Origin of the sequence: Paraburkholderia sprentiae WSM5005, from assembly GCF_001865575.2 — a bacterium.
In the GTDB taxonomy this organism is placed as follows: domain Bacteria; phylum Pseudomonadota; class Gammaproteobacteria; order Burkholderiales; family Burkholderiaceae; genus Paraburkholderia; species Paraburkholderia sprentiae.
Genome location: NZ_CP017562.2, coordinates 2,019,669 through 2,035,569 on the forward strand (window position 1 = coordinate 2,019,669; position 15,901 = coordinate 2,035,569).

Annotated in this window: 14 protein-coding genes; 6 read left to right on the forward strand and 8 right to left on the reverse strand. The window is 63.6% G+C overall.

The window, feature by feature from the left end:
* The first annotated feature begins 59 nt into the window (after positions 1 to 59).
* Positions 60 to 1,463: an L-lactate MFS transporter gene (locus BJG93_RS25925; protein WP_027194178.1), complete on the forward strand. Its 1,404-nt coding sequence runs from the start codon at positions 60 to 62 to the stop codon at positions 1,461 to 1,463.
* A gap of 10 nt (positions 1,464 to 1,473) precedes the next feature.
* On the forward strand, positions 1,474 to 1,602 hold the full coding sequence (locus BJG93_RS25930; protein ID WP_027194179.1) for an MFS transporter small subunit: 129 nt from the start codon (positions 1,474 to 1,476) through the stop codon (positions 1,600 to 1,602).
* Between the two features lie 82 nt (positions 1,603 to 1,684).
* Here the strand turns inward: BJG93_RS25930 and BJG93_RS25935 are convergent, their stop codons facing one another.
* The 3 genes from BJG93_RS25935 to BJG93_RS25945 form a co-directional block, all read right to left on the reverse strand.
* The gene (locus tag BJG93_RS25935; RefSeq protein ID WP_027194180.1) at positions 1,685 to 2,719 is read right to left on the reverse strand and encodes an SGNH/GDSL hydrolase family protein; all 1,035 of its coding nucleotides are present in this window, start codon (positions 2,717 to 2,719) and stop codon (positions 1,685 to 1,687) included.
* A 122-nt stretch (positions 2,720 to 2,841) separates the two neighbouring features.
* On the reverse strand, positions 2,842 to 3,267 hold the full coding sequence (locus BJG93_RS25940) for a DUF3830 family protein (protein WP_027194181.1): 426 nt from the start codon (positions 3,265 to 3,267) through the stop codon (positions 2,842 to 2,844).
* 283 nt (positions 3,268 to 3,550) lie between these two features.
* Positions 3,551 to 4,462: a helix-turn-helix domain-containing protein gene (locus BJG93_RS25945; protein WP_027194182.1), complete on the reverse strand. Its 912-nt coding sequence runs from the start codon at positions 4,460 to 4,462 to the stop codon at positions 3,551 to 3,553.
* Between the two features lie 182 nt (positions 4,463 to 4,644).
* Between BJG93_RS25945 and BJG93_RS25950 the strand changes: the two genes are divergently transcribed.
* A complete protein-coding gene (locus BJG93_RS25950; protein ID WP_027194183.1) occupies positions 4,645 to 5,646 on the forward strand; it encodes a helix-turn-helix transcriptional regulator in 1,002 nt (333 codons plus the stop codon).
* Between the two features lie 76 nt (positions 5,647 to 5,722).
* Here the strand turns inward: BJG93_RS25950 and BJG93_RS25955 are convergent, their stop codons facing one another.
* Both BJG93_RS25955 and BJG93_RS25960 read right to left on the reverse strand, forming a co-directional pair.
* Entirely contained in the window at positions 5,723 to 6,484 is a 762-nt protein-coding gene (locus tag BJG93_RS25955; protein ID WP_027194184.1) for an ABC transporter permease, read from the reverse strand.
* Positions 6,481 to 7,407, reverse strand: coding sequence for an ABC transporter ATP-binding protein (locus tag BJG93_RS25960; protein ID WP_027194185.1), 927 nt, complete (start codon positions 7,405 to 7,407; stop codon positions 6,481 to 6,483). The genes BJG93_RS25955 and BJG93_RS25960 overlap by 4 nt, the downstream gene beginning before the upstream one ends.
* Before the next feature lie 215 nt (positions 7,408 to 7,622).
* Between BJG93_RS25960 and BJG93_RS25965 the strand changes: the two genes are divergently transcribed.
* A complete protein-coding gene (locus BJG93_RS25965) occupies positions 7,623 to 8,075 on the forward strand; it encodes a hypothetical protein (RefSeq protein ID WP_027194186.1) in 453 nt (150 codons plus the stop codon).
* 111 nt (positions 8,076 to 8,186) lie between these two features.
* Here the strand turns inward: BJG93_RS25965 and BJG93_RS25970 are convergent, their stop codons facing one another.
* Both BJG93_RS25970 and BJG93_RS25975 read right to left on the reverse strand, forming a co-directional pair.
* Positions 8,187 to 9,842 carry a tannase/feruloyl esterase family alpha/beta hydrolase gene (locus tag BJG93_RS25970; protein WP_231337598.1) on the reverse strand — a complete coding sequence of 552 codons (1,656 nt, stop codon included), beginning with the start codon at positions 9,840 to 9,842 and terminating at the stop codon, positions 8,187 to 8,189.
* A 35-nt stretch (positions 9,843 to 9,877) separates the two neighbouring features.
* Positions 9,878 to 10,993 carry an OpgC domain-containing protein gene (locus BJG93_RS25975; RefSeq protein WP_027194188.1) on the reverse strand — a complete coding sequence of 372 codons (1,116 nt, stop codon included), beginning with the start codon at positions 10,991 to 10,993 and terminating at the stop codon, positions 9,878 to 9,880.
* Positions 10,994 to 11,379: 386 nt separating this feature from the next.
* On the opposite strand from BJG93_RS25975, the gene BJG93_RS25980 reads away from it, so the two are divergent.
* Positions 11,380 to 12,504, forward strand: coding sequence for an acyltransferase family protein (locus BJG93_RS25980; RefSeq protein WP_027194189.1), 1,125 nt, complete (start codon positions 11,380 to 11,382; stop codon positions 12,502 to 12,504).
* Between the two features lie 120 nt (positions 12,505 to 12,624).
* Here the strand turns inward: BJG93_RS25980 and BJG93_RS25985 are convergent, their stop codons facing one another.
* Positions 12,625 to 14,526, reverse strand: coding sequence for an ATP-dependent metallopeptidase FtsH/Yme1/Tma family protein (locus tag BJG93_RS25985; protein ID WP_027194190.1), 1,902 nt, complete (start codon positions 14,524 to 14,526; stop codon positions 12,625 to 12,627).
* Between the two features lie 462 nt (positions 14,527 to 14,988).
* Between BJG93_RS25985 and BJG93_RS25990 the strand changes: the two genes are divergently transcribed.
* Positions 14,989 to 15,870, forward strand: coding sequence for a shikimate dehydrogenase family protein (locus tag BJG93_RS25990; protein WP_034477116.1), 882 nt, complete (start codon positions 14,989 to 14,991; stop codon positions 15,868 to 15,870).
* Positions 15,871 to 15,901 lie beyond the last annotated feature (31 nt).

Consider the following 15,901-nt stretch of genomic DNA (forward strand, 5'->3'; position numbering starts at 1 on the left):
CCCGGAAAATGGGCCACGGCGCGCCGTCAACAGAACAACCGGAAGGAAGGAGACCCACTATGAGCAGTATCAGCGAACCGGGCGGCCAACGAGGCTCGGCCCCATTCTTTTCCAAGCAGGCCACGATCGCGCAGCCCGGTTTTTCGCGCTGGATGGTCCCGCCCGCCGCGCTCGCCGTGCATCTATGCATCGGTCAGGCCTACGCGTTCTCGGTGTTCAACGGACCGCTGACCAAAGTGATCGGTATTACGCAGTCCGCGCCCGATGACTGGTCGCTGACCGCGCTCGGCTGGATCTTTTCGCTTGCGATCGTGTTCCTCGGTTTGTCGGCCGCATTCGCGGGCAAATGGCTCGAACACGTCGGCCCGCGCCGCACCATGTTCACGGCCGCATGCTGTTTCGGCGGCGGCTTCCTCGTCTCCGCGCTCGGCGTGTATCTGCATCAGATCGTGCTGCTGTACCTCGGCTACGGCGTGATCGGCGGCATCGGGCTGGGGCTCGGTTACGTATCGCCGGTATCGACGCTGATCCGCTGGTTTCCGGACCGCCGCGGCATGGCGACCGGCATGGCGATCATGGGCTTCGGCGGCGGTGCGATGATCGCAGCGCCGTTGTCCGTTGCGCTGATGAACCGCTTTCATAGCGCGACGAGCGTCGGCGTCGCGGAGACCTTCGTCGTGCTCGGCATCGTCTACTTCATCTCGATGACGATCGGCGCGCTCGCGATCCGCGTGCCGCCCGCCGACTGGAAGCCGGCCGGCTGGACACCGCCCGCGGCCAAGCAGAACCGGTTGATCTCGCTCAACCACGTGCATATCGATCAGGCGCTGAAGACACCGCAGTTCTATCTGATCTGGCTCGTGCTGTTCCTGAACGTGACGGCTGGCATCGGTATTCTCGGCCAGGCCTCGGTGATGATCCAGGAGAGCTTCAAGAACACGGTGACGCCGGCGGCGGCTGCCGGCTTCGTCGGGCTGCTGTCGCTGTTCAACATGGGTGGGCGTTTCGTTTGGGCGTCGGCGTCGGACTGGGTCGGTCGCAAGAACACGTATTACATCTTTTTCGTACTCGGCGCGGTGCTGTACTACCTCGTGCCCAGCTTTGCCACGAACGGGCAGATTGCGCTGTTCGTGCTGACGTACTGCATCATCCTGTCGATGTATGGCGGCGGCTTCTCGACGGTGCCGGCCTATCTCGCCGACATGTTCGGCACGACGTTCGTCGGTGGCATTCATGGGCGTCTGTTGACAGCGTGGGCCGCGGCGGGCGTCGCGGGTCCGGTGCTCGTCAACTACATCCGCGCGTATGAAGTCGCGAACGGCGTCGCGAAAGCGGACGCGTACACGATGACCGTGCACATCATGGCGGTGCTGCTGGTGATCGGCTTTATCTGCAACCTGCTGGTCAAGCGCGTGGATGCAAAGCACCACATGACCGATGCACAAGTCGCCAAAGGCGCGTGAGGAGATCCGTATGTCGACCGTTCAAACCGTCCATCCGACTAGCAAGGCGAAGCTGGTGGTGTTCTGGCTGTACGTGATGATTCCGCTTGCGTGGGGCGTGATCAATACGTTGTCGCAGGCGACGAAGTTGTTCAAGTGATGATCTGATGTCATGCGCACCCCGGCCTGGTTGAGGGCGGGGTGCAGATAGCGTGCCGCGTCGCTAGTCTCACCGCCCCCCGTCACCGCCCCAACCCACTACGCGCGATCTGCTGCTCGACGAACTGCGCGAACAAAGCGTGCATATGCGTCGTCGGATGAAGGTCATCGGCGAACATGTACGTTTGATCCGCATTGGCCGTCACATAGGTCGCCGGCGAGCATAGCAGCGCGGTGTCATCGGGCGTTTTCCTCGGATCGCAGGCCTGCCCCGTGTTCGACACCGAAAAACCGTTCGCCTGAAAATCTCCGATGACCTGATTCGTCCACGTGTACGAATCGACCTCGATCACCTTCGACTGCAGCCCATCGCTTTGCAGCGCGGTATTCAACGTGCCGTTGAAAAGCTGCGACAACTGCGTGAGGTTCGCGCCACCATCGGCCGAAGCGAGCCCCTTCGGCGATAGCCCGATATTCGGCAGATTGATCACCACCACATGCGCGCCGCCGTTCTGCACGATCTGTCCGACGAGCTGGGCGAGCGTCGTGGCCGCCGCCTGCACGATCGGCGCCGCGGCGGGCAGGTTGCCGGCGCGAAGCACATCGTTCGCGCCCGCCCATACGAGCACGAGCTGATTGGCGTTGAAGCTGCCGTGAGCGCTCAGATAGCTCGACAGCTGCTGATTCACAGGCATTTCGATGTCGCCGATGACGTCGCTCAGATATTCGTACTGGTTCGCCGGTGTCGCCACCGTCGAGCCGCCTTCCGCATAACCGAAGCCGCTTTGCGCACTCAGCTTGTGCGTGAGATCGATCGTGAACGCCGCGCTGAGCGTATCGCCGTAATATTGCGCGACGTCCTGAGCCCAGATCTGGCCGGGATTGGTCGTGAATCGCCCGCCGTTCACGGCGCTCGCGAGCGGTGCATAGGTGCCGACGTCCGATAGGCTGTCGCCGAACGACACCACCTGCAGCTTGACGCCACCGGCCGGCCCGCTCGTCGTGCTGCTGCCGCTACCCGGCCCGCCACCGCCGTTGCCGCCCCCGCCACAGGCCGCGAGCAACGTGGTCGATATGGCAAAAACTACAGCGCATACCTTGTCATTTATTCCTCGCATTTGCTGCTCCTCGCCGGGCGGTCCAGACGGTGTCGAGTACGTCGCGCGCGTGATCGGTGCCGGATCGCACGCAGCTCTTCGAACCAGCATCGCCTATGCCCAGCAAAGAGATGCCGCCCGGCTCAAAGCCTCTCGAACACCACTTCCTGCGCGCCTTCCCAGAGTACCTTGGTGCCGAGTTCGCGCAGTTTTTCCTTGCCTTCGACGATCGTCAGAAAATGATTGCCCGCAAGCTGCCCCAGCTTGCTCGCGAAGCAGCACGAGCCATACGCGAGGATGATCTCGGTCTCGCTATAGCCGCCCGGATAGAACAGGATGTCGCCGACCGATGGATGGCTCGTGTGATTCTCAAAGCCGACCGCGACACCGTCGGTTTCGAGCCGGAATTCGCCGAGCGGCACCCAGCAACCCTCGCCGCTCCAGCGCACATGGATCAGCTTCTGCCGATACGGCAGAAGCGCCAGGAACGCGGCCACGGTCTGGGGCGCATCGGGGTGCGTTTCGGCGATAAAGGTGTGGCCGCAGGCGGTCATTTTGAGTCGGGTCATCGAGCGTGTCATCCTGTGTGTGAGGTCCGAAAGGCGATTCGATTCTGTCGTCCGATGCAAGCATTCGACAGGTACAGTTGCCCGCGCGCCGGTCAGGCCAGTTAGACCAGATCGGTTGCGGACGGCCGGCCCAGCGGCAAAGGCTTGCGCGAGCGGCCATGCCAGTTTTCACGACGCGCCGCCACGAAAGTTCGTAGTTTGCAAGCTGCGCAATGCAACGCACACTGCGCAAGTGCGTGATTCCGATTGGAACAAGGGCTCGCCGTCGCAGCCGGCGTGCGTATCAGCCGCGCAGTCGGTAGGCGAGCGGCGTCGCGCCATAGCCACGTTTGAACTGCACGGAAAAATGACTGGCATTCTCGAAGCCAACTTCGAGCGCAATTTGCAGCACGGTTCGATCCGTCGCGCGCAGCAGCCTGGCAGCTTCCTCGAGCCGCAAGCGCGTGACGAACTGATGCGGCGTCTCCCCGGTTTCGCGGCGAAACACCCGAGCAAAATGAAAACTGCTTAGGCCGGCCTGCTCGGCCAGTTCGGCGATCGCCAGATCTTCGGCGAGATTGGCTCGGATGTAGTCGGTCACTCGCCGAATCCGGCGCGGCACCAGCCGTTCGGTCCACGTCGCGCTGCCGCGTCGCGCGCCGTTGCCGCCCGAATAGTGCTGCAGCAGGTGCGCGGCGAGAGCATGAACCAGCGTATCGACATACAGACGCGAATCGGCCGGATCGCGGGCGGCGCGATGCAGCGCGGCAAGCAGCGCGGCGATCAGCGGATCGTTGAAGCGCATCGCGTCGCCGAGCGACAGTTCGCGCGACGCGTCGAGCCCCAGCTGTTGCGCGACGCTGTCGATCAAATCGCGCTCGATGTGCACGTGCAGCGTAGACAATGGCTCGTCGCTCAGCGAATGCCAGCGCCACGAGATTGGCGCGGGCGGCACGAACCACAGGTCGTTCACGCGCATATCGGCGCTTTGCCAGCGCCCGCCGAGGTTGCGTTCGAGATGCTCGGCGCCGCTCGCGAGCGTCATCAGCGTGAAGTCGCGCAAACCGGGCGCTTCGAGCAGGTCTTGCCGCGCCGGCTCGAGATACGAGCGCAGCACCAGATGCCGCCACTCGCGATCCACGCTCGACACGAGTCGCTGGCCGGCCATGTAGCGATCGTAGGCGAGCGTCGTCGTGAGTTGGGGAATTCGTGCCATCACATCCCTTCGAAGGAGGTGCCGTATGGAAGGAGAAGCGCCGCCGTACCTGTATTGCCGGTCCACTGTCAGCGCAAGATCGCAAAAATGATAGCAAGGAACCGGCTACCGACATTTCACGAAATCGCTAATCATTGAGGTTGTCGTCTTTCACGCGTTTAGAACGCCGGAGCTACCGTTTCATGGAACATGAATGCGATACGCTGCCGCAATGGCTGACCGGCTCGCCGCAAGGCGAAGCCGGGCACGCGTCGGCAGCAAACCCGAGAGCGGCGTCCGCCCAACCGGCTTACCCGGCCGGCGCGCGGCACGCCGCCAATTCAGCCCACGCGGCTGAAGCATCGAAGACGTCTGTGCGCGCCGCGAATGGTGCGACGCGCAGTGGCTTCCTGACTCTGTTCACCGAGGAGGAGATCGGCACGCCGTCGCCCGCGGCGCGCCGGGCCGCGCCGCTGATCAGTCCGCTGGGACGGTTCGGCAGCGCGCAGGACCGCATGGAGTTCGTGCGCCAGCGCATCAGGCAGCTGGGCTTCGACTCGTTCAGCTATACCGCCACGCGCACGTCGTCGCATCACAAGACGATGTTCGTGTTGACGAGCTACGAGTCGCAGGCGTGGCTCGCGCGCTATTTCCGCGAGCGCTATTTCGAACTCGACCCGCGCGTCACGCTCGCGTCGCCGACCGGCATGCCGTTTCTGTGGAATACCGCCGATCTGCGCGCCGACCTGCCGCGCGCGCAGTTGCGCAGTGAGCGGCTCGGCGCCCTGATCGACATGCTGGAGGCGACCGGGCGCAAAAGCGGCATTCTCACGCAGATGCCGCTGCCCGAGCCGGAGCTGAGCGCGAGCCTGTGCTTCAACTCGGAGATCGGCAACCCGCGCTGGATGACCGAATCGATCGTTGCGGAAACGCTGATGTTCGCGCATACGATTCACGAGTTCATCTTGATGCACGCGAAAAGCGTGATTGGCATCGCGCCCACGCAGCAGCAGCGCGTCGCGCTGAGCAAGCTGCAGCATGCGGTGCTGAAGGCGGTCGTGCAGGGACAGCGTGACAAGGAAATCGCGTATTTCCTCGGGCTGTCACCGCATAACGTCGATTACCATCTGCGGCGCTTGCGGCAACTGTTCAATGTGCGCAACCGCGTGCAGTTGATCAATGTCGCGCAGGCGTATCTGTCGTAGCTGGCGTCACCGCGCATCGATCAAGAGGGCGCGACGGCTGTTCGCTGTCGCGCCCTCTGCCGATCGCGCGGTCTTATCAGCTTTTCAAGCGATAGCCGGTCCTGAAGATCCAGCCGACGATCACGAGGAACACGGCGAGGAAAAGCAGTGTCATGGCGAGACTGAGGCCGACGTCGACGTCGCCCAGCTCGTAGAAGCTCCAGCGAAAGCCGCTAACCAGATAGACGATCGGATTGAACAGCGTGACGCCGTGCCAGAACGGCGGCAGCATGTTCACCGAGTAAAAGGCGCCGCCGAGGAACGTGAGCGGCGTGACGATCAGGAGCGGCACCAGTTGCAGCTTTTCGAAGCTGTCGGCCCAGATGCCGATGATGAAGCCGAGCAGACTGAACGTGACGGCCGTCAGCACGAGAAACAGCACCATCCAGAATGGATGCATGATCTGCAACGGCACGAACAGCGCAGCGGTCGCCAGAATGATCAGCCCGAGCAGAATCGACTTGGTGGCGGCCGCGCCCACATAGCTGACGACGATCTCCAGATACGATACGGGCGCCGACAGCAGCTCGTAGATCGTGCCGGTGAAACGCGGAAAATAAATCCCGAACGACGCATTGGCGATGCTTTGCGACAGCAGCGACAGCATGATCAGCCCCGGCACGATGAACGCGCCGTAGCTGATGCCCTCGACTTCCTTGATACGCGAGCCGATCGCCGAACCGAACACGACGAAGTAAAGCGAAGTGGAAATCACCGGCGCGATGATGCTTTGCATCAGCGTGCGCCACGTGCGCGCCATTTCGAACTTGTAGATTGCGCGCATTGCGTAGATGTTCATTGGTCCCCTCGCAGCAGGCTGACGAAAATGTCTTCGAGCGAACTCTGCGTGGTGTGCAGGTCCTTGAAGCGGATGCCCGTGTCGTCGAGCGATTTCAGCAGCGCGATGATGTCGGTGCGGCCGCCCTCGCCTTCATAGGTGTAGGTCAGTTCGTTGCCGCCGTTCGCGACCGCAAGCCCGTAGCCGGCGAGCGAAGCCGGCACCTCGTCGAGCGGGCTGTCCAGTTGCAGCGTCAACTGCTTCTTGCCGAGCTTGCGCATCAGCTCGGTCTTCTCTTCGACCAGCATGATCTCGCCCGCGTTGATTACGCCGATGCGGTCGGCCATCTCCTCGGCTTCGTCGATGTAATGCGTGGTCAGGATGATCGTCACGCCGCTCGCGGCGAGCGAGCGCACGAGCTTCCACATGTCGCGCCGCAGCTCGACGTCGACGCCGGCGGTCGGTTCGTCGAGAAACAGCACGCGCGGCTCATGCGACAGCGCCTTCGCGATCAGCACGCGCCGCTTCATGCCGCCCGACAGCGTGATGATCTTGTTGTTGCGCTTGTCCCATAGCGACAAGTCGCGCAGGACTTTCTCGATGTAAGCAGGGTTCTCCCGCTTGCCGAACAGGCCGCGGCTGAACGACACGGTGGCCCAGACGGTTTCGAACGCGTCGGTGGTCAGCTCCTGCGGCACGAGGCCGATCAGCGAGCGCGCCGCGCGGTAGTCGGCGCCGATGTCGTGGCCGTCCACCGTCACGCTGCCTGCGCTCGCGTTGACGATGCCGCAGACGATGCTGATCAGCGTGGTCTTGCCCGCGCCATTGGGCCCGAGCAGCGCGAAGATTTCTCCACGGTTGATCGCCAGATTGATGTTCTTCAGTGCCTGAAAACCGCTGGCATAGGTTTTCGACAGATTCGTGACCGAAACGATTGGCTGCATGGACTCGACGATGGCAAACACCGCTGTTGAATGGCAGGAAACGGCGCGAACGGGCGCGCCGCAACCGCAATGTAATGGAAAGTGCCAAAGCGTGCAGCGCGCGCAAGCGGTTCTTCAGCGACCTCGAAGCACGCCCGAGGCACATCCCTTGCGGCTTCAGTCATGCGAGCGACCAGGCGCTTGCGTGACATCAACCCTATTTGTGGAGGTGAATCATGAAACGCATGACCAGAACGATTTTTGCTTCCGCGCTCGTGATGGCCCTGTCGGGCGGCGTCTACGCGCAGGCGGGCGGCGGCGCGGGTGGCGGTGCTGGCGGTAGTGCGGGAGGCGCCGGCGGCGGCGCTGCCGGCGGCATGAGCGGCGGGGCCGGCGGCGGGGGCGGCACCGGCATCGGCGCCGGCGGCGGCACGACGGGCGGCGCGGGCGGCACGGCCACACCAGGCGTCGGACCCAACTCGGTGCGCACCCCGGGCAACACCGGCTCCGGCTATGGTTCGCCGGGTGTGACCGGCACCGGCGGCGGCATGGGCACCGGCACCGGCGCAACGCCGAACGGCGCAACGACCAATCGTTCGACGAGCGGCACGGGCCATGGCATGAACAACGGCACGCGCAGCGGGACCGGCAACGGCATGAACAACGGCACGATGCAGAACGGGCAGTAACGGCGGTCGAGCTTCGCCAAGGCGACGCGGCATCGGGAGTTGCCGCGTCGCCGTCTTCTTGCCTTCTTGCGCGGTTCGCTGGTCCGCACCGGTGCTGCGACGACTCACACGTCAAGGCTGCGCACAGATAAAACTACTCGCCAGATTTACATTGCCTTTGCCGACATAGCGGGGGAACGTCGGATAGCGGCACAGCGGCCGCGAGCGTCCATTCGTCGCCGCGGCGAGGTCGGTGGCCGTCAGCGTCTCGGGCGCGACGCCGCGCGTCACCCACGCGTCGAGCGCGCCGAGCAGATCGACCGATGGAATGAACGCGCCGTTGCCATGCTGAAAACCCGGCACCATGTAGAGCCGCATGAATCGATCGACCGCGTCCTGGCCGTTGCGCGCGACCAGCGCGTGGTGATACGCGATTGTCTGATTCGGGCTGATCACTTCGTCGGCGAGACCCTGGAGCGTGAGCAGCTTGCCGCCGTGCGCGATATAGCGCGACAGGTCCGGGTTCATCGAGCCGATCGTGGCCGACAGCCCGAGCAGTTGCGCGCGATATTTGCCGGGCCGTTGCGGATCGAACGTCAACGAGTCGAAATGCGCATCGCGCGCGACGAAGAAGCGCAGGTAGCCGTCGCCTTGCGCGAACAGATAGCCGTTCGCATAGAAGCTCAACGCCGCTTGACGCTGCGGTTGATGCGCGAGCCCGAGCGCGCCCGTCAGCCGGGTGCCCTGGAACACGTTATAGCCGCGATAGCCGCTCACGTCCCACGCGAGCCGATACGGCAGCGACAGCCCATCGCGCATCACCAGCAAGGTGGCCATTTGCGCGTCGGTCAGACACGCATCGTGCGATGAGGTGTGCAGCGCGCAACGCAGTGAATCGATGATTTGCGATTCGTGCGCGCGACACGCTTCGACGTCGCTGACGATGCCGTCCGCCGTGCCATCGAGCCGGTCACATACCTCGAGCGTTCGTTGATAGACGCGTTCGAGCAGCGCCGGGGGCACGAAGCCGCCGGGTCTGCCGTATTCGGCCTGGCCGAGCTTCACGCCGATCAGTCGCACGCCGGAGAAATTCAGCGAGGGCGAATTCGCGATCACGCCGTCGTAGTCGTCAGGGAAGCGCTGCATCACCGTGTAGCCTTCGCGGCCGCCCGTCGAGCCACCGGCGAAATACATGCGTTGCGGCGGCCCGCCGTACGCGCGCGCGATCAACGCGAGCGCGACGTCGTGCGTCTTCTTCAGATGCGCGTAGCCGAAATTCGTCACCGCTTCATCGACGAGACCAAACTGCGCGAGCGACGAATCGCCGACGTGCCCTGAGTCGTCGCCGAAGGTTGCATAGCCTTGCGCGAGCGGCGCGCGATCCGGCGAGAACGGCATCACGCCGATGCCGCTGACGATCACGCCGTCGTACCCGCCGCCGCCGATCTGCAACGCGCGGCCATTCCAGCGACGCGGCAGATTCAGGTCGAAGCGGATATCGGGCGTCGTTGGATTCAGTGCCTTGATGCGGCCCGTGATACGGCAATACTCGCCGCCTTGCTGATTGCCCGGCGCGCTCGCCTCGACCATCGCCGCAGTTTCGACCAGCGCGCCGGCCGTCGGCATCTCGATCAGGTCGGGCGACAGCCACATGCCGGCGAACTCCGCGCAGTGCATCGCGAACGGTGTTTGTTTGGCTATCGCGGCCGTGCGATGCATCGCGAGCCACGCGAGCGCTGCGACGCTCATCACGGTTGCGAGCCCAACGAGCCTGCCCGTCGTGCGCATCGTGGTCGTGATGCGCGCGACGCGCTCGCGCCGTGTCATCCGTAACCCGCGCTGTTCGCATGCGCGCCCGGCTGCTGCCCCTTCCGGCCGCTCCAGCCGCGCGCGATCATCAGCAGCGCGCCGATTGCCGCGAGGTCGCCGCCGAGCCCGGCCAGCACGCCGCGAAAACCATGAAACGAATGCGGCATCGCCGTGTCGATGATCAACGACACCAGCGTGCCGGTCACGAAGCACACGAGCCCGGTGCGCCCGACCGTCACCACCGCGGGCAGCCGTCTCGCGAGCCACGCGATGCTGCCCATCCGCACGAACTGGGCGGCGAGCCACGCGATGAAGATGAAGTTGATCACACGTTCCACGGAAAGATTCTGCTTGTGCGTGCCGGGCAAAGGCTGCGTCAGCACGAAAAGTTTGACGATCGCGAAGGCAAGCACCGCGACGACCGCAACGCGCGTGAACCACTGCGCGGTGTGGCTCGCATGAAAACGTTCGCTAGCCGGCTGCACGCGGCACAGAATGCCGAACACGAACATCAGCTGCCACGCAAACGGATTAAAAGCCCAGCCGGCGACATCGTCAATGCTGAATAACGCGGCAAGCGGACGCGCGACTGCCCACACCGTGAGGCTCACGGCAAGCGCAAGCGATGCCGAGCGACGCGCGAGCGGCACCATCACGGGCACACAGAGCGCGAAGAGCACGTACATCGGCAGCACGCTAGACAAGTACGGTTGCCGGCGCAACAGCGCGATATCGAATGCCTCGCGCCACGGCTGCGATGCAAACGGCAGCCAGCCGGTCATTTCTACCATCGGCCGATTCAGATCGAGCAGCGCGAGAATCGCGCCGGACACGAGCGTCAGCATCGCCGTCAGCAAATACGCGCGATAAATCTCCCAACTGCGTTTGACGAAGCGCCGCTGCGCCGCCTTTTCGCCGCGATGCGCAAGCACCGCCGTGTACGCCGCCGCCGATGCATAGCCGCCGAGAAAGACGAACACCTCGGCCGAATCACACAACGCGTACGCGTGCAGCATCAGGTGCGAGAGCGTGCTGCCGGGAATGTGATCGAGCACGATGACGATGAGCACGACACCGCGAAAGAAATCGACTTCGACCGATCGTCCACGACCGTGGCCAGGATTTTCCATTCGTCTTCCAGAAGGATGCGCGCCGGCGGCACGCAAAGGCGTGAATGGCCACGCATCAGCGGCCCAAACCTGGGCGCACCACAAAGACTAGACCGTTCCCAACCATCACGTATGCCGCGGGCCAGGGCGCTGACAAGTCGCCTTTGATGTTCGCTTTCGCCACGGCAATCTGAAATCGAGACGTCGGCGACTGGTAAGACTCGGTGCGTCCTTAACGAAAGCGCGGCAAGTTTTGCGGCTTTTCATGCACGAAACCGGGACGCCCGTATTGATGGGCGGACGTGAGATGCGAAAATAAATCATCGGGCACGCGGTGCGATTTTTTTCGCTCTTTTTTCCCCGTACGATGTTTTCGTGCTTTTCCGCCGCTTTGCGAATAGGGGTTTATGAAAAACAGAATTGCCGGATTCGATGGATTGCGCGCGATCGCTGTGTTGATGGTGTTTCTGCAGCACCGGCTATTCGGCGGCATCGGCGAGATCGGGCATCTCGGCGTCTGGATCTTCTTTGCGCTGAGCGGCTTTCTGATCATCGGCATCCTGTCGTCGCAGCGCGCGCGCATCGAATCGGGCGACAGCCGCTTCGGCGTTGAACTCAGGCGCTTTCTTTTTCGTCGCACGGTGCGCATCTTTCCGATTTATTACCTGATGCTCGTCGTGATGTGCGGGCTGATGGCCTTCGGCCTCGCGAATCCGGAACTCGCGAGCGGCATGCCGTTTCACTTCGCGTACCTGTCGAACATCTGGATCGGCTCGGTGCTGCGCTACTGGCCAGGCCGCTATTCGCACTTGTGGAGCCTCGCGATCGAGGAGCAGTTCTATCTCGTGGTCGCGCCGCTGTTACTGCTGCTCGCGACGAGGCGACATCGAGCGGCATGTTGGGCGATCGTGGCGCTCGGCCTCGCTGCGTTGTTCGCGATGCGCGCCGCGCACTGGGACGAGATCACGATCTACACGCACCCGTTGAGCAATGTCTGGTTGCTCGCGTTAGGCGGCGTCGGTGGTCAGGTGATCGCGGACGACCGCGGCCGCGTGCGTGCCTGGCTCGGTCATGGCGTGACGTTGTTCACGCTGAGTCTGGTCGTGATCGGTTTGTGCGCGGCGGAGCCGAGATGGAACATGCTCGACAATCCGTTGTCGTTTACGGCGATCAGCGCAACGTACGGGCTCGGTATTGCGGCGCTCGTGACTTCGATCGCATGTTGCCGCAATGCCGCTGTGATCGGTCTGCTGCAGACGCGTTGGCTCGCCGGTCTTGGGCGTATCAGTTACGGCTTCTACCTGTATCACAACCTGATCCCCGATCTGACGCGTAACCGTCATGCCGAAGCGTGGTTTGGTGGCACCGTGCCGACGTGGGCACATGCGCTCGGTGTCGTCGCGTCGTTTGCGATTTCGCTTGGCATCGCATTGCTGTCGTGGCGGTTGATCGAAGCGCCGATTCTGCGGCTCAAGGCGCGCAGCGAACCGGTATTGAAAGCGGCGCAGAAGGTGACTTCCGAGGTCGCCTGAACGGCATCCTCGGGGCGAGCCTGCAGTCGCTCGATCTCTCGCGGTACAGACGCGAGGTGGCGCCGCCGGGCGTAGCCGACCCGGGGCTCTCAGACTTCGCGTAGCGCGTTGAAACGTCCGTCAAGCCGCCGCGGGCTCATGCACGATCTCCACCAGCGTGCTCTTGTGCTCGGTGATGAGCCGATAGACCGTTTCCCCAGGCACGGTCTCGTGCTCGAGCAACTGGTCTGAAATGTCGCGCAGTACCGGCTCGTACGCGTGCAGTAGCCCGTAGCAAAGTTCGTTGAGTTCCTTGAGCAGCACGTTCGCATGCTCGATCGCGCTCTTCATTTGCAGGCCCGCGTACTGCGACGGCAGCGCCGCGAGACTGAACAGATCGCCGTCGCGGTTGAAGCCGAACTTCGACACCATGTCGAGGCTGATACGTGAGGCCTCCTGCAAATCCGACGCGGCGCCGCTCGATGCTTCGGAAAACATCAGAACCTCCGCGTTGCGTCCGCCGAGCAGCACCTGGATCTCGTTACGAATTTCCGTTTCGCGGTACAGGTGCTTGTCCTGCGCCTTCGTGATCAGCGCGACGCCAAGCGCGCCGCCACGCGGCAGGATCGTCACTTCCTCGAGCACGCCGGTGCCCAGCAGCGCGGCGACCAGGCCGTGCCCTGCCTCATGCACCGCGATGCGCCTGCGCTCGTCCTCGGTGAGCGCGCGCTCCGCGCCGCTCACGTCGCCGATGCGCGCGATCTTGATCGCTTCCATGAAGTGCTTCGCGGCGATTTCGTTATCGCCCGCCTTGCGCGCGATCAGCCCCGCCTGATTCACGACCATCGCGACGGTGGCGGGCGACAGTCCAGTCGTCAAACGCGCGAGCTGGTCGTAGTCGATATCCGCCGCTTTCGACTTGAGCCGCTGCGCGTAGAAACGGAAAATCTTCGCGCGGTCTTCGCGATCCGGCAGACGCACCTGCACCGTGCGATCGAAACGGCCGGGGCGGCGCAACGCTTCGTCGAGATTGTCGGGATGGTTGGTCGCGGCCACGACGATCACACCCTCGTTCGATTCGAAACCGTCCATCTCCGCGAGCAACTGATTGATGATCCGGTTGCTTTCGGCTTCGACCGGACCACCGCCGGTGTCGGTGCGTTTCGCAAGACCATCCGCTTCGTCGATGAAGATGACCGTCGGCGCGTTCTTGCGCGCGAGTTCGAACAGGTGCCGAACCTTCTGGATGCCGACGCCGTAGTATTTGGCGCTGAAATAGCTGCCGGTGATCGAAATGAAGTTCGCGCCGCATTCGCCGGCCAGTGCCTGCGCGAGCCGTGTCTTGCCGACGCCGGGCGCGCCGACCATCAGGATGCCGCACGGCGCGCGCACGCCCAGCGCCGAGAATTGCTTCGGATCGGACAGGTAACCGCGAATGTCGGAGAGCGCGGCCTTCGCTTCGTTCGCGCCGATCACATCGTCGAAACGCAGCGTCGGCGTTTCGCTGAGCAGCTTCGCGCCGCCCTTCATCTCGCGTCTCATGAACCACGCCATGCCGCCGATCAACACGAGCGGCAGCAGTACGCTCAACGCGTCGCGCAACTGCTCGAACAGCAGGGTCCAGCGCGCGCCGTCGTTGTGGATGTCGACGTCGGGCAGCCACACCAGCTGATACGCAGCGGCATCGGAGCGCTCGCCCAACAGCAGCGCGTGCGAGAAGGTCGCGTTGTGATCGGTGACGAAGTACTTTGAACCGTCGCGCAGCGACACGAGAATCGCGTTGGGACTCACGCCGATCGCCGCAACGTTGGCGGCGCGAATGTCGCGCAGCATCGTCGATGCGTCTTTCTCTTCGTGCGTCCACGCGGACGCGTCCTGACGCATCTGGCTCGCGACGCCGCTCAACGCCGGCGCCTGCGGCTCGGTGCGATGCTGGGCATACCAGACGCCCCAACCGACCAGCACCGCAAGCAGCACCGCCACAGCCGCCACCGCGAATTTGCGTGCGCGTCTTTTGACAAGCGAATTATTTCCCGGCTTCATGAGTCATTTCCAAAATGCGGACTTGAACAAGCCCTTACGTAGTCAAGCTGTCTGTCAATTACCTGTCGAAATCGGAAGGCGGAGTCTGCGGTAAATCGGCTCAGGCGAAGCGCCGCACGAACGCGGCGTAGAGGACAATCCAGAAGGACGACAGCAAGTGCGTCCCGGTGAGCCGCGTTGGCCGATGGCAGTATGCCGGCGGTGCGCGTCTGTCAATTCGCGGAGAAAGCCTGCTTTTACCGTCTATCCGGCCGTCGACACGCCGGAACGGTGACGCGGCGAACGCGCGCGAGGCGTCGCAGCATTGGCTCCGGCGCACAGTTTATCAGCGTAAAAAGCGCTACCTATTTTTAAATGTCTATATCTAACCGCACCCCAATTAAAATCAGTCAGAATTACTCAACAAAGTCGATTTAGACAGAAGCAATGATGTGAAAAATAGCGAACGGTTAACGCGGGAATATGCAAAGGGCGCCCATTTCAGGCGATTCGACTACGCAACAGCTTGAAACCTCTGCGTTCGCGGCGTCGCTCGATGCCGGTCTGAGTGGCGCGACGCGCGTGTATTTCATCGTCGGCGATCCGATTGCGCAGGTGCGCTCGCCGTCGGGCGTCACCGCCGCATTGCGCGCGGCCGGCCGCGATGCACTGGTGGTGCCCGCGCACGTCGCGCCCGCCGATCTGCCCGCGTTTGTCGCGGGCATCGCGCCGATGCGCAACGTCGACGGCGCGATCGTCACAGTGCCGCACAAATTCAGCGCCACGAGCTATTGCGCGACGCTCACCGAAGAAGCCGCGTTCCTCGGCGCGGTCAACACGCTGCGCCGCAACGCCGATGGCGGCTGGCACGGCGGCATGTTCGACGGCACCGGCTTCGTCGCCGCGCTCGTCGCCGCGGGCTGCGACCTAGAGGGCAGACGTGCGCTGCTGGTCGGCGCGGGCGGCGCGGGTTCGGCGATCGGGCATGCGCTGATTCAGCGCGGCGTCGGCTCGCTCGCTGTGCGCGACAGCGACGTCGAACGCACCGGGTCGCTGACCGCGCGGCTCAATGCGCTTGGCCGCGGCGCGGCGCGGGGCGCGGTTACCGACCTCGACTGGACGACGTACGACGTGGTCATCAACGCGTCGCCGCTCGGCATGCGTGCGAGCGATCCGTTGCCGATCGACGTCGCGCGTTTGCCGGCCACGACTTTTGTCGGCGACGTCGTAACGAAACCGCCGCTCACGCCACTGACCGAAGCGGCGCGCGCGCGCGGCTGCCCGACTGTGACGGGAGAGCAGATGTTCGAACGCGTGTGCGATCGGATGGTGGAGTTTTTGCTGCAGACGTCGGCGTCGGCGTAACGGCGCGGAAGACGAAAAGGACCACTCCTCA